This window comes from Porphyromonas gingivalis ATCC 33277, from assembly GCF_000010505.1.
GTDB classification, from domain to species: Bacteria; Bacteroidota; Bacteroidia; order Bacteroidales; family Porphyromonadaceae; genus Porphyromonas; species Porphyromonas gingivalis.
On the sequence record NC_010729.1, the window covers coordinates 1,357,583 to 1,372,671 of the forward strand.

A 15,089-nucleotide genomic window follows, 5' to 3' on the forward strand; every position below is an offset into this window, starting at 1 on the left:
ACCCTTGAGGAGCTCGTGCAAGCAGCTCCGCAAGGGGGGATTTACAACTACTTTCACTCCTTACTGCCACCCCTTTCACTCGCTCCTTTTATGCCAAGAACTCCTCTTCCCTCCATCTCCTTATTTTTCAAAGGTCTCTTAAGAAGAAAGATTTCTATAATACGTCTTTAACCTCAAAGGTATTGCCATCATAACGACTGCGATGAGGCGTGCCGGAGTGAAAGCCGATTACCGAACGGCCGATAAGACGATCATGGGAATTACATACAAACATAAAAAAAGGCTGACCCCAAAACTTGAAGCCAGCCCTTAACTGAATAGCAACTAAATAGTAAATTCTCCGTGTACTTCTTCGGGGGAATCGTTAAAACTCTGCGTTGTTGGGCGTCCGTGGGAAAGGAATTACATCTCGGATATTACTCATTCCCGTTACGAATAGAAGCAGGCGTTCGAAGCCCAAACCAAAGCCACTATGCGGTGCAGTACCGTAACGACGCGAGTCGAGGTACCACCAAATATCTTTCTCCGGCACTCCCATTTCGTTAGCACGAGCCACCAATTTGTCGTAGTCGGCTTCACGTTCGGAGCCACCGATGATTTCTCCGATCTTCGGGAAAAGCACATCCATGCCACGAACAGTCTTTCCGTCATCGTTCAGCTTCATGTAGAAACTCTTGATCTCTTTGGGGTAGTCTGTCATGATAACCGGTGTCTTGAAATGCACCTCAACCAGATAACGCTCGTGTTCGCTGGCCAAATCTGCTCCCCAATAGATGGGGAATTCAAATTTTACACCATTCTTGACTGCTTCTTCCAGAATACGAATACCTTCCGTATAGGCCAAACGAACAAATGGCTTTTCGAGTACAAACTTGAGACGATCGATCAGCTCTTTGTCGAAGTGTTCAGAAAGGAAACTGATGTCATCCATACAGTTATCCAAGGCCCACTGCACACAATATTTGATGAACTCTTCCGCCAAGTCCATATTATCCTCTATCTCAAGGAATGCAACCTCCGGTTCGATCATCCAAAACTCGGCCAAGTGACGCGGTGTATTGGAATTTTCTGCACGGAATGTAGGCCCGAAAGTATAAATACCGCCCAAAGCCATAGCAGCCATTTCGCCCTCCAATTGTCCCGAAACGGTCAATGAGGTATGACGACCGAAGAAATCTTTACGATAGTCCACTTGTCCCTCTTCTGTTCGGGGGAGAGAATCAGGGTTCAGCGTTGTCACCTGAAACATCTGTCCGGCTCCTTCACAGTCACTGGCTGTAATAAGAGGTGCATGGAAGTAGTAATACCCTTTGTTATGAAAAAAGGTATGGATGGCAATAGCCATATGGTGCCGGATGCGATAGATGACACCGAAGGTATTAGTGCGCGGGCGCAAATGTGCTATCTCACGCAAAAACTCCAACGTATGGCCTTTCTTCTGTAACGGATAGGTAGCCGGATCAGCCGTACCATAAATCTCGATAGCCGACGCTTGTACCTCCACGGACTGGCCTGCTCCCTGAGATTCGACCAAAGTGCCTATAACGCCGATGCAAGCACCCGTGGTAATCTGAGACATCTGTGCAGCATCGAAAGAAGCAAGATCCGCTACGATCTGCATATTATGAATCGTAGAACCATCATTGAGAGCGATAAAATTCACAGCCTTGTTGCCGCGCTTGGTGCGTACCCATCCTTTGATGTTGATTTCTTGGCCGACAAGCCCTCCATGGAGGGCATCTGCGATTCTAGTCCTTTTCATCTTCTTATCCATTATATAATGGTATTCATTATTTGTGTTTATATTATTCGAAAGCTCCCATTCTAAGGTTATTTACCTCCTGCTCATTCAGATAGCGCCATTTTCCACGGGGCAGATTCTTCTTGGTCAGTCCGGCAAAATAAACGCGATCCAGTTTGACAACACGATAGCCAAGGTGTTCAAACAAACGGCGCACAATACGATTTCGTCCGCTATGAATCTCTATTCCCACCTGCGAAAGATCGTCTTCTTTTACGTAACTGATGGCATCGGCATGTATCTCACCATCATCCAATTCTACACCGTCGGCTATTTTCTGCATGTCTTCAATGCTTACATCTTTATTGAGCCACACGTGGTAGATCTTCTTCTTCTTGAAAGACGGATGGGTCAGCTTAGAGGCAAGATCGCCATCATTTGTAATCAGAAGTACACCGGTAGTATTCCGATCCAAACGTCCTACCGGATATATTCTCTCAGGACAGGCATATCGTACTATATCCATTACTGTGGTACGGCATTCGGGGTCATCAGAAGTGGTCACACAATTTTTAGGTTTATTGAGCAGTACATAAACTTTACTCTCTATTTCCACTCTCTTATCCTTGTAGATTACCTCATCCTGACGTGTAATTCTTCTACCGAGTTCGGTCACGACTTCTCCATTGACCGTGATCTCTCCCTTTTCGATCAGCAGATCCGCTTCCCTTCGCGAGCAAACACCGGCATTGCTCAAGAACTTGTTCAGCCTGATCGGCTCATTCGGATCGGCCAATACCTCACGATACTTTACCGGCACAATCGGAGCTTTCGACTGTTTCTTTTTCTTCTTTTGCTGTGGAAGTGTCAGTGTTCTATTGCCACCCGAATACATCGGCCTTTCCGTATCCCGAAACTGACGGGGATAAGATGGTCCCGAACCACGTATATGCTCGTTGTCCATAGCACGATTGGCATCGTACTCTTTCTCAAAATGTCTGAGAGAATCACGTCTCTGCCCACGCTCTTCATTTTGGCGGTATGAAGCCGGATAAGCAGCGCGCTGCCCTTCCCGACTATATCGATTGTTGTACGAAGGAGCTTCAGAGCGGTTATTTCCTTCCCCTCCGGAGAAATCATCACGTCTGTACGATTGTGATCGACTGCTCTGCTGCTCACCGATACGTACTCGTCGTTTACGCTGTTGCAATTGATCCGTCGGTTCGGGTTTGGATGTAGCCCCTACTCTGGGAGTAGGTCTGAAACCTCCGCCTGAACTCATTCTTGACGAACGGAAAGGCGTAGGTTTTTCTATGTGCTTTTCCGAAGGAGAAATATCATCCTTGCTCGTATCTGCGAAAATATCGCGTTCTTCAGTTGTCATCTTTGATAGATTATTGCTTAGATTTTACACATACAACCTCACGGTTGCAAACTATGGATTTGTCTTTTTTGACTCTTTGGGTTACGAAAGTATGAAAATTTCAGATTCCCACGTAATTAGAAGGTGATATGCGGCGCATTTCCTCCTTCACGGTTTCATCAATATCCAATGCTTCGACAAAACTTGCAATGGATTCGGCTGTCACCGTCTCATTCGTACGCGTCAGAGCCTTCAACGTTTCGTATGGATTGGGATACCCTTCTCTGCGAAGAATAGTTTGTATAGCCTCAGCCACCACGGCATAGTTGTTCTGCAAATCCCGATCGAGAGCAGCTTCGTTGAGAAGCAGTTTGCCAAGCCCTTTGGCTATGCTCGTGACTGCTATAAGAGAATGCGCCAAAGGAGTTCCCACGTTACGAAGTACAGTGGAATCCGTCAGATCTCGCTGCAAGCGGGAAATAGGCAATTTGCGCGACAAATGCTCAAATATGGCATTTGCAATACCCAGATTGCCTTCGGCATTTTCATAGTCGATCGGATTCACTTTGTGTGGCATGGCAGAAGAACCGACCTCGCCGGCCTTGATCTTCTGTTTGAAGTACTCCATCGAAATGTACTGCCAGAAATCACGGCAGAGGTCGATCAGTATCACATTGATGCGACAGCAGGCATCAAATAAGGCTGCCATGTTGTCGTAGTTGGATATTTGTGTAGTGAGTTCTTCCCGTTCAAGCCCGAGAGAAGTTACAAACCGACGGCCGAAATCGCTCCAGTCATGATCAGGATAAGCCACATGATGTGCATTGAAATTGCCCGTAGCACCACCGAATTTGGCTGAATGAGGTACTTCCAGCAGCAAGTCGATCTGCTTGCGCAAGCGATAGACGAATACTTCTATTTCCTTTCCTAAGCGAGTGGGCGACGCCGGCTGTCCATGCGTTTTGGCCAGCATCGGGACATCTTTCCACTGAAGGGCATAAGCATGAAGCTGCTTCACCAGCTCCTGTAAAGCGGGCAAGTAAACCTCGGTCATTGCCTCGCGTATCATCATCGGGAAAGCCGTATTGTTTATATCCTGCGAGGTCAGACCGAAATGGATAAATTCTTTGGCATCTCGTATCCCCATGGCCTCGAACCGCTCTTTGAGGAAATACTCCACAGCCTTGACGTCATGATTCGTTACCGCTTCTATTTCCTTTACACGTACGGCATCCGTCTCGCTAAAGTCTTGGTATATACGGCGCAACTCTTCCTCTAAAGATGGAGGGCACACATCTTTCAGCGAAGGCAATTCATTGCAAAGAGCGATGAAATACTCCACCTCCACTTTTACACGATAGCGAATTAGAGATCCTTCTGAAAAATAGCGACTAAGTACTTCTACTTTGTTGCGATACCGGCCATCTATCGGAGAGATGGCTTGCAGGGCTTGGAAAGCAATCATTTGTTTTTATTCTGATATAATCGGTCGATGAAAGCAGCAAAGATAAAAAAAGATTTTTCTGACTAAACCTAATATCCGAAGCCTTTTCTCGCTCCTTCTTTATTAAGCCCCCGAATTGATTCTACAGCCTTTTCTCAATCGCAGGTCTTATCCCAAATAATTTCACCTCCGGTCGTACGCCAAACTTCTTTTCGAGCCAGAGCAAAGAAATAATCGCTCAGACGATTGATATAGCGCATCACAGGCTCCTCTACCAGTGCCTCTTCACTCAAGCGGTATATATGACGTTCGGCTCGCCGGCATACCGTACGGCAAACATGTGCCAAAGAGGCAGAACGGCTACCCCCCGGCAAGATGAAAGCCGTCATCTTGGGAATGGCATTGTCCAAACGATCTATTTCCTGCTCCACACGTTCTATCGTTTCGGGATGCACTCGACTCTCCACCATCAGCTCTCTGCTCTCCTGATTTGTGGCCAGATAGGATCCGACAGTGAAAAGCTTGTGTTGTATGGTACGCAGAAAATGCCGATCCTCTTCCGGCAAGTCCTCACTCATCAGCAAGCCGATAAATGAGTTCAATTCGTCTATCGTACCGTAGCACTCAAGTCTTTGGTGGTATTTGGGTACACGTTCTCCCCCGACCAAGCTGGTCGTTCCCTTGTCACCCGTACGGGTGTATATCATACTTTTAGACATACAACTTCTATCGTTTTATTATTTATAGAAACGCTTTATAGCTCCGCTTGTTCAGTCCACGATGAAAAATTACGATCAGCAGTTCGCCCATATCGATCGAAACCCGTGCAGCAGGATTCTTGCCAAGCTCTTGCCATAGGCGAAAAACCGCACCCCTGCGACGAGGACAGTACAAAATCACCATAGAGCCATCCGGCAAAGAGCCGGACAAACATTGTCGAATAAAAGCCGGCAGAGGAGCATCCCTTTCCACTACGACAAGTAGCGGATCAGCCTGCTTCGAGTCCGTTATCAGCCTATCGTCATTTTCAGCCGAAAACTCTATTTCCGGCCGCGCTGCAAAGAGATATTTCGACAGTACGGAATCGCCCGGGGAGATACATATTGCTCGCTTCGCATTACAGAAGATCGTCAGGCGAAAAATCAGCTCCAGTACCTTACGACGGCGAATCCCCCGATAATCGGCTGAATCCCGAAGTTCTTCTGTCTCGGAAGCAAGACGGTCAAAACTGTAATACGGTGTCTTTTCCTCCACCACCCGTGTCAGCAGGTGAAACACATAAGGAGAGTGAACATGGTGTCCTCCACGATGCAGCAGATAACGAACAAAGCGCAATGCATGCAAGTGCACTCTATCGCTGACAGATAGGAATGAAGAGGAGAGACAAGACATTGACAAGATCGGTCGGATAATAACTTACTCCTGCTCTTGGGGCAAGATCAGATTGAGTACTACCCCTACTATGGCAGCCAAACCGATACCGGCCATCGTAAATCCACCGAACGAAACGACTGCTCCGCCGATACCGAGCGTAAGAGTGATGGACACTATAATAATATTACGTGTCCGACTCATATCCACTTTATGATTGACCAGATTGGCAATGCCGGCCGAAGCTATCGTACCGAATAGGAGCAGCATGATACCACCGAGAACGGCAGGAGGGATGGATTTGAGCAAGGCACTGACCTTACCTACAGCTGAGAAAACAATTCCCGTCACGGCTGCTATACGAATCACCATCGGATCCGTCACACGAGTTAGGGCCATGGCTCCGGTTACTTCCGAATAAGTAGTCACGGGAGGCCCTCCCAACAGACCTGCTACCATACAGGCCAAACCATCGCCCAAGAGGGTACGATGCAGCCCCGGATCTTTTACAAAATCTTTTCCTGTCACCGTATTTACCACATAGACATCGCCGATATGTTCTATCACGGGAGCAATGGCCACAGGCAACATAAAGAGGATGGGAGGAAGAGAGAACTTGGGGAAAGAAAACTGAGGCAGGCTCAACCACGCAGCCTCACGAACAGGATTCAGATCGACCTCATAGAAAACAACGGCTATCACATAGCCTACCACTATACCGCAGAAGATGGGAATCAGCTTGAAAAGCCCCTTGGCCAGCATAGTTACTAGCACGGCGGTAGCAAGCGATATAGTAGCCAGTATCCAGTTGGATTGTGCCATATCCACTCCGGCTCCGGCAAGCGAAAGTCCGATCAGGATAATGACAGGGCCGATGACTACAGGCGGGAACAAACGTTGGATCACACGTACTCCCTGCCACTTGACCAAAGCACTCATCAGATAATAAACCAATGCCACACCGACCATACCCGAAAGAGCACCGGGCAGCCCATACATCTCCGTAGCCTTGATAATAGGAGCGATAAAGGCAAAACTACTACCAAGAAAAATAGGCACCTTTCCTTTCGTCACCAAATGAAAAATCAATGTACCGATGCCGGCCGTAAATAGGGCTGTCGAAGGGTCTAAACCCACAAGGAGGGGCACTAAAACAGTAGCTCCGAAAGCAACAAAGAGGAACTGTACGCCTACGATGCTTTTTCGGAGCGGAGAGAGTTGGGTTGTTTCCATATAAAAAACCGATTATAATTTGCTGGATTTTAAGCCCTGCAAATATATGGCATTTCCCTTTATCCCATTGAGTTGCATGCTTGTTTTGCAATAGTTCGAACCTATCGTTTATAAGCAGAACACGATGTTCCTTGGGATTATACTTAAAAGTCCACGGACTTTATACTATAAACCCTCCATACTTTATACTTAAAACCCCTATGGCTTTATACTATAAAGTCTCCTGCGTTTATACTTAAAACCCTTGGGGCTTTATAGTATAAAGTCTCAAGGTAATCGAAAATAGACCCGACATAAGTTTTTTCATACATTTGTTTCAGTTTTTAGCCATTATATTATATGGAAAGGTTAGACAAACTCGACAGGCGAATCCTGAGCATTATCTCCAATAATGCCCGTATGCCGTTCAAAGATGTTGCAGAAGAATGCGGCGTATCGCGTGCTGCCGTTCACCAGCGCGTACAAAGAATGATCGAAATGGGAGTTATTACAGGTTCGGGCTATCGTATCAACCCGAAGTCTTTGGGTTTCAGAACATGTACTTACGTAGGCGTTCGTCTGGAGAAAGCCTCGATGTACAAGGATGTACTCCCCCATCTGTACAACATTCCGGAGATCGTGGAGTGCCACTATACGACAGGACCCTACTCTTTGCTGATCAAGCTCTTCGCCATCGACAATGACCACCTGATGGATATCTTGAATTCGACCATCCAAGAAATCCCCGGTATCGTCTCTACAGAAACGCTGATCTCTCTGGCTGAAGGATTCAATCGTGGCATCAAGATACCCGAAGGGGAGCAATAAGCACACACCTATTTATACATATACCCTCACCCTCACCGATCGGATACGCTAAATGCCGTCCTATACGCTTACCCAATTAGCCTCTGCTGTCCGGAATTGTCTCGAAAGCGGATTCCCCGGACGCTATTGGGTCAGTGCAGAGACCAGTGGTGTCCGCGTAGGCATATCGGGACATTGCTACCTGGAGTTGCTGGACAAGGATACATCCGGCTCTCAAGTAACAGCTCGTATGAAAGCCATGATATGGGCTTCGGACTATGCCACATTATCAGGACGCTTTCAGAGAGAAACGGGCGAAACATTCGATTCCGGTCTCCACGTTCTGGTACTGGTAAGTGTATCCTACCATGAGCAATATGGACTAAGCCTCCGCATTCTGGACATAGACCCCTCCTACACAATGGGGGCTATGGCTCGCAAACGCAAAGAGATCATCGAAGAACTGCGCCGGCAAGGTCTATACGACCTCAATCGCAGCCTGTCCCTACCCCGCCCCACCCAACGCATTGCCATAGTCTCATCCGGTGCAGCTGCCGGCTACGAAGATTTCATCGCACACCTTAGTCATTCGGCCGAGCATTTCTGTTTCTATCCCGTCCTCTTCCAAGCCGTGATGCAAGGAGCACAAACCGAAGCATCGGTGTTGGGAGCTTTGGAGCGCATCGCATATCACCGGGATTCTTTCGATGTAGTGGTCATCATTCGCGGAGGAGGAGCAGTGAGCGAACTGGCAGCTTTCGACTCGCTTGCCATCGGACAAGCATGTGCACGCTTCCCCCTCCCTATCCTTACCGGCATCGGACACGACAGGGACGAGACGGTGGTGGATCTGGTAGCTTATCGTTCGCTCAAGACACCTACGGCTGTGGCCGATTTTCTTGTAAACTGCCAGCGCGAAGAGTGGAAATTGATCGACGACCTTCGCTCCCGTGCTGCCGAAGGACTTCGAATGATGATGATGTACTGCCACGAACGGCTGATTCAGCTATCGCTCCGCACACCGGCCATACTGAAATCATCTGTTCGTGAAGAACACCATCGGATAAAGTCCGTAGAAGATCGTATCCGATTAGCCGCTAAACAGCGGATCGCCTTCGGACTTCAGCAACTCCAAATAGCAAGCCGCAGCCTGCCGGCCATGATGAAGAGCGAACTGAAACAAAATACGGGTCGATTGGATCAGGTAGCCGCCCGACTGCCTTTATTGGTGACAGCCAATCTGAAGAACTACAATCGACGCCTCGAAACCAACGAACAGGCCATCCGCCTGTTGCACCCCAATGCTACCCTACGCCGCGGCTTCGCCATCGTTCTGAAAGACGGCAAAGCCATTCGCTCCCACTCGGAGCTACACAAGGGCGATCGCCTCGTCGCACAATTTGCAGACGGATCTGTATCAGCCGTTGTAGACCAACCTCAAAAGGGGAAACGCTAATACCCCAAGATACTCCCTCTCTCTTCCCGTTCGGGCTGATTTCCATGCCCAAAAATCACCTTCCGATTTTTATTTTCACCCACCTTCATAAGCTAAGGGTCGAAAATTTGGAAAACTTCCCACAAAACGCAAAAACAATAACACACTAATAATAAGTGTTTTATGAAAAGTTTTCGGAAAACTTTTCAACAACGAAGCCTTTTCCTATTGTCCAATTAATATATACTTCATAACATTGCAGGCACAAACAGAAGTTATTTACATAAAACACCATGTCACGCAAAACGTACACATTCGACGAGGCATACAAAGCCTCGCTTGCCTATTTTGATGGCGATGAGCTTGCCGCCAAAGTATGGGTAATGAAGTATGCGCTGAAAGATGCCCAAGGGAATATCTACGAAAAGAGCCCTGTGGATATGCACAAGCGTATAGCCTCCGAAATAGCTCGCATCGAGAAAAAGTATCCCAATCCTCTTTCCGAAAAAGAGCTGTTCGATCTCTTCGATCACTTCCGCTACATCGTGCCTCAGGGAAGTCCGATGACCGGTATCGGCAACGACTTTCAGATAGCCTCCCTCTCCAACTGCTTCGTTGTCGGTTTGGATGGTGATGCCGATTCATATGGAGCTATCATTCGCATCGATGAAGAGCAGGTACAGCTGATGAAACGCCGCGGAGGCGTAGGGCACGACCTCTCCCACATTCGCCCGAAAGGTTCGCCCGTGAAGAACTCTGCCCTCACGTCCACCGGCCTGGTTCCTTTCATGGAACGCTACTCCAACAGTACGCGCGAAGTAGCTCAGGACGGCCGTCGCGGTGCACTTATGCTGTCCGTATCCATCAAGCATCCCGATTCCGAATCCTTCATCGATGCCAAAATGACCGAAGGCAAGGTGACGGGAGCCAACGTATCGGTGAAGATCGACGATGAATTCATGCGTGCCGTTGTCGAAGGCAAGCCCTATAAACAACAGTACCCCATCGATGCCAAAGAACCGAAGTGGGAGAAAGAGATCGATGCGCGTACCCTCTGGGGCAAAATCATCCACAACGCTTGGAAGTCGGCCGAACCCGGTGTACTCTTCTGGGATACGATCATCCGCGAATCGGTACCCGATTGCTATGCCGATCTGGGCTTCCGTACAGTCTCCACCAACCCCTGTGGTGAGATCCCTCTCTGCCCCTACGATAGCTGCCGACTGCTCGCTATCAACCTCTATTCCTACGTAAAGAACCCATTCACGAGCGAAGCCTCCTTCGACTTCGAGCTTTTCCGTAACCACGTCGTTTTGGCACAGCGCATCATGGACGACATCATCGACCTCGAAGCCGAAAAGATCGAACAGATCCTAAGCAAGATAGACAGTGACCCCGAAAGCGAAGAAGTCAAGACCTCGGAGCGTAACCTCTGGCACAAGATCCGTCGCAAGACCCTTGCCGGTCGTCGTACAGGCGTAGGTATCACCGCCGAAGGCGATATGCTCGCTGCGATGGGATTCCGCTACGGTTCGGACGAAGCCACCCAATTCGCCGAAGAGGTACAGAAGACCCTCGCACTCTGCGCCTATAGCAGCTCTGTGACCATGGCCAAGGAGCGCGGCGCCTTCGAACTGTTCGATGCCAAGCGCGAAGAGAACAATCCCTTTATAGCCCGTATACGCGAAGCCGACCCATGGCTGTACGAAGAGATGAAGCAGTACGGACGACGCAATATCGCCTGCCTTACCATAGCTCCTACCGGTTCCACCAGTCTGATGACGCAGACTTCCTCCGGTATCGAGCCGGTATTCATGCCGGTCTACAAGCGTCGCAGAAAGGTGAATCCGAGCGACAAGAACGTACAGATCGACTATGTGGACGAAGTGGGCGACAGCTTCGAAGAGTTCGTTGTCTACCACCACAACTTCGTCACTTGGATGCGCACCAACGGTTACGACCCCGACCGCAAATACACGAACGAAGAGATCGACGACCTCGTGGCCCGTTCGCCCTACTACAAGGCCACGGCCAACGATGTGGACTGGGTAGCCAAGGTGAAGATGCAGGGACGCATCCAGCAGTGGGTAGACCACTCCATCAGCGTAACCATCAACCTCCCCTCCGATGTCACCGAAGAGCTGGTCAATACCCTGTATGTGGAAGCATGGAAGAGCGGCTGCAAGGGCTGTACTGTCTATCGCGACGGTTCGCGCAGTGGCGTCCTTATCACTGACAAGCCGAAGAAGAAAGACAAGAAAGAGGAGCCGGCAGCTCTCCAGACCACAGTACAAAGCATGCTCATCTCCCGTCCGCGCGAATTGGAAGCAGAGGTCGTTCGCTTCCAAAACAATCGCGAGAAGTGGATCGCTTTCGTTGGCCTCAAGGATGGACGTCCTTACGAGATCTTCACCGGTATAGCCGATGACGACGAAGGTATCATGGTACCGAAGAGCGTTACCCACGGCAAGATAATCAAGAACAGGGACGAAAACGGCGAACGACACTACGACTTCCAGTTCTGCAACAAGAAAGGCTTCAAGGTAACCATCGAAGGCTTGGACAGCAAGTTCAATCCCGAATACTGGAACTACGCCAAGCTCATCTCGGGCGTCTTGCGCTACGGTATGCCTATCGAGCAGGTGGTACATCTCGTACAGGGCATGTCGCTGAACGACGAATCCATCAATACATGGAAGAACGGCGTGGAGCGCGCCCTGAAACGTTACCTCCCCAATGGTACCACCCTCTCGGGACAGGTATGTCCGAGTTGCGGTCAGGAGACATTGGTTTATCAGGAAGGCTGCCTGCTATGCACCAGTTGCGGAGCTTCCAAATGCGGATAAAGCACAAAGCCCGCAGGGTATCGCTTCTATAACACAATACCTCTGCAACGACTCTACATTTCCTTTACTGCTCAAGAGGGCATGTCCGGACCATGATTCGGCATGCCCTCTTCTTTATACCGTTTCTTTCCATATTATTTTGTATAACACACGCTTAACTTTCTTTAGATTTGCAACTAATCCGGAAACATTTACAAGTATGATTACAACATTAAGCGAGTATGCATTAAAAGCAGCTATTAAAATCGGCTTGAATATCCACAGTTTTCATCGTTCTGAAGTCGATGAGCAGATCCGATCCGCTTTCGAATATGCCATAAACGATTGGTCGAAACACGATGTGGGAATAACCACACGAATCAACTTAAAACAAGCATTAGAGGCCTATGCCCAAAGCCCGGCTTCATTCGAATCGACGGATCAAGAAACACAAGATTTTATTGCCTGTTTTGAGAAACGGCTTGCTGAATCCAAACACCAAGCAGCTTACAACTACTTGTCCCGATTGGAGAATAGAGAGCAACATACCCAAATCATGGCAACCATCAAAGAAAAAGACCTTGATCCACGGGATATTGAACGATACTTGAAACAACTGCCAATCAAAGAAGGTCAAGCAAAAGCTGACAAGGCCATAGAAGATTTATACCAAAGCCGTGAAATAGAACTCCCTTTGCGCGAGACATTGCAAATCATAGTCCGAAATCTGTTCGAACACTCGGCCGAGTTATTACATGAAATAGAGGAGTTGAAGAAAAGCGGAAATACTCTATTAGCCGATACTTTAGAATCCATCCGGCAAGTAGTGATCGGCAAAAGCGACAACAGCCTCACTCGGATTTACGAAGAGTATGAAGAAAAAAGGAATGAAGAGTTTATTAAGGTTTTAAGGGAGCTAATCGAAGCAGCCAAGACCAAGTTTTCATTTGACGAGGCTTGCAATTTCTATGAGAAGCTGATCGCGATTGAACGATCTCTCAAAAACCTCTTCGGCTATGCCCACCTACTACATTCTCTCAATGACTTCACCAAAGCCAAACAATATTATGAAGAAGTCTTAAATGTATACAAAGAACGAGCGAAGAAGGATACCGAGACCTATAATCCCGGCTTGGCCATGACATTGAACAATCTGGGTCTCTTGCTCAGCGATAACAACGAAACAAAGCAAGCCCAAGTCTGTTATCAAGAGGCCTTGGATATATACAGAGAACTCGCAAAGAAAAATCCTCAGGCCTATAATCCCTACTTGGCTATGACATTGAACAATCTGGCAAACTTACTCAGCAAGAACAATGAGCTCAAGCAAGCAAAAGACTGTTATCAAGAGGCCTTGGATATATACAGAGAACTCGCAAAGAAAAATCCTCAGGCCTATAATCCGGATTTGGCTGGGACATTGAACAATCTGGGTCTCTTACTCAGCAATAACAACGAAACAAAGCAAACCCAAATCTATTATCAAGAGGCCTTGGAGATATACAGAGAACTCGCAAAGAAAAATCCTCAGGCCAATAATCCAGACTTGGCTGAGACATTGAACAATCTAGGCGTCTTGCTCAGCAATAACAATGAGATAAAACAAGCCCAAAACTATTATCAAGAAGCCTTGGATATATATAGAGAACTCGCAAAGAAAAATCCTCAGGCCTATAATCCGGACTTGGCAGGGACATTGAATAATCTGGGCCTCTTGCTCAGCAATAACAACGAAACAAAGCAAGCTCAAATCTATTATCAAGAGGCCTTGGAGATATACAGAGCACTCGCTACGAAAAAACCTCAGGCCTATAATCCGGACTTGGCCATGACATTGAACAATCTGGGGCTCTTGCTCAGCAATAACAACGAAACAAAGCAAGCCCAAATCTATTATCAAGAGGCCTTAGATATATACAGAGAACTCGCAAAGAAAAATCCTCAGGCCTATAATCCCTACTTGGCTATGACATTGAACAATCTGGGGGCCTTATTCCACAAACACAATGAGCCGAAGCAAGCAAAAGACTACTATCAAGAGGCCTTGGAGAAAAGGAGAGCACTCGCAAAGAAAAATCCCCAAGCCTATAATCCGGACTTGGCCTTAACATTGAACAATCTGGCTGTTTTATACTACCAAATCAATAATCGAAAAGAGGCAGAACAAGCATATAAAGAAGCTCTTACGCTAAGAGAAATTTTGGCAAAAAACAATCCATCAGCCTATGAAATATACTATGTGCAGATGCTAACCTTTGGAATATTTTGTTTAGGAAAAGATCCAAAGGACATAGAACAAATAAAGGCAACACTACAGAAATACCCTGACAGTAGTCGAGCAAAAGAATTGCTTGAAAAAATAAAAAGCTGGGAAGAAGAGAATCCAAAAGCGTAATAGAAAGGTATACAAGCAAAATTAGGCTTCACCGGAGTTGGTCTTTTTTCTTACATTTGCGGTCTCAACAATTAAATGCCCCTATATATGCTAAGACTTCATATAATATCTACAAACGGTAAGGACGATTTTGCTATCCTATATACTCTTCTCTCTCCGTGGAAAGAGAGAAAAGAACGCTTATACCTATGACGAACAAGCAGGAATAAGGCTATCAATAGCCGGACAAAAGCATAAGGCACGCACCCGATTCGAAGCTGAATCGGGTGCGTGCCTTTCTTTTATCGCCTGTCGAAAGGGCTTTCTTCATCTACGATCTATATATAAATGGCATGACAATCTATATAGATAACGAAATCGATTTATATATAAATTGAAAACGATTAATATACAGATCGAAAATGATTTATATATAAATTGAAAATGCTCGATATACAAATCGTTTTTCCATCTCTTAGAAACCCGAATCTGAGCTAAAGAAGTTCGTTTTACCATC

Annotated in this window: 11 protein-coding genes; 5 read left to right on the forward strand and 6 right to left on the reverse strand. The window is 47.3% G+C overall.

What is annotated here, in order from left to right:
• The first annotated feature begins 15 nt into the window (after positions 1-15).
• Positions 16-171, forward strand: coding sequence for a DNA methylase (locus PGN_RS11930; protein ID WP_080504416.1), 156 nt, complete (start codon positions 16-18; stop codon positions 169-171).
• A 193-nt stretch (positions 172-364) separates the two neighbouring features.
• On the opposite strand, the gene asnS is transcribed toward PGN_RS11930, so the two are convergent.
• The 6 genes from asnS to PGN_RS05880 all read right to left on the reverse strand — a co-directional run bounded on the left by asnS (position 365) and on the right by PGN_RS05880 (position 7,152).
• Positions 365-1,774, reverse strand: a complete 1,410-nt coding sequence (gene asnS / locus PGN_RS05855; RefSeq protein ID WP_012458114.1) for an asparagine--tRNA ligase — start codon at positions 1,772-1,774, stop codon at positions 365-367.
• Between the two features lie 31 nt (positions 1,775-1,805).
• Positions 1,806-3,125 carry a pseudouridine synthase gene (locus PGN_RS05860; protein ID WP_012458115.1) on the reverse strand — a complete coding sequence of 440 codons (1,320 nt, stop codon included), beginning with the start codon at positions 3,123-3,125 and terminating at the stop codon, positions 1,806-1,808.
• A gap of 100 nt (positions 3,126-3,225) precedes the next feature.
• Positions 3,226-4,569 (reverse strand): adenylosuccinate lyase, encoded by a 1,344-nt coding sequence (purB, locus tag PGN_RS05865; RefSeq protein ID WP_012458116.1) that lies wholly within the window; start codon positions 4,567-4,569, stop codon positions 3,226-3,228.
• A 134-nt stretch (positions 4,570-4,703) separates the two neighbouring features.
• Positions 4,704-5,267, reverse strand: coding sequence for a cob(I)yrinic acid a,c-diamide adenosyltransferase (locus PGN_RS05870; protein WP_012458117.1), 564 nt, complete (start codon positions 5,265-5,267; stop codon positions 4,704-4,706).
• 22 nt (positions 5,268-5,289) lie between these two features.
• On the reverse strand, positions 5,290-5,883 hold the full coding sequence (locus PGN_RS05875; protein ID WP_231845230.1) for a hypothetical protein: 594 nt from the start codon (positions 5,881-5,883) through the stop codon (positions 5,290-5,292).
• An 81-nt stretch (positions 5,884-5,964) separates the two neighbouring features.
• Entirely contained in the window at positions 5,965-7,152 is a 1,188-nt protein-coding gene (locus PGN_RS05880) for a uracil-xanthine permease family protein (RefSeq protein ID WP_004584404.1), read from the reverse strand.
• Between the two features lie 339 nt (positions 7,153-7,491).
• Here PGN_RS05880 and PGN_RS05885 point away from each other — a divergent pair, with 339 nt between their 5' ends.
• The 4 genes from PGN_RS05885 to PGN_RS05900 all read left to right on the forward strand — a co-directional run bounded on the left by PGN_RS05885 (position 7,492) and on the right by PGN_RS05900 (position 14,593).
• Positions 7,492-7,959, forward strand: a complete 468-nt coding sequence (locus PGN_RS05885; protein ID WP_004584403.1) for an Lrp/AsnC family transcriptional regulator — start codon at positions 7,492-7,494, stop codon at positions 7,957-7,959.
• Positions 7,960-8,011: 52 nt separating this feature from the next.
• On the forward strand, positions 8,012-9,394 hold the full coding sequence (gene xseA / locus PGN_RS05890) for an exodeoxyribonuclease VII large subunit (RefSeq protein ID WP_012458119.1): 1,383 nt from the start codon (positions 8,012-8,014) through the stop codon (positions 9,392-9,394).
• Positions 9,395-9,666: 272 nt separating this feature from the next.
• Positions 9,667-12,219: an adenosylcobalamin-dependent ribonucleoside-diphosphate reductase gene (locus PGN_RS05895; protein WP_012458120.1), complete on the forward strand. Its 2,553-nt coding sequence runs from the start codon at positions 9,667-9,669 to the stop codon at positions 12,217-12,219.
• A gap of 199 nt (positions 12,220-12,418) precedes the next feature.
• A complete protein-coding gene (locus PGN_RS05900; RefSeq protein ID WP_012458121.1) occupies positions 12,419-14,593 on the forward strand; it encodes a tetratricopeptide repeat protein in 2,175 nt (724 codons plus the stop codon).
• The last annotated feature ends 496 nt before the right edge of the window (positions 14,594-15,089 follow it).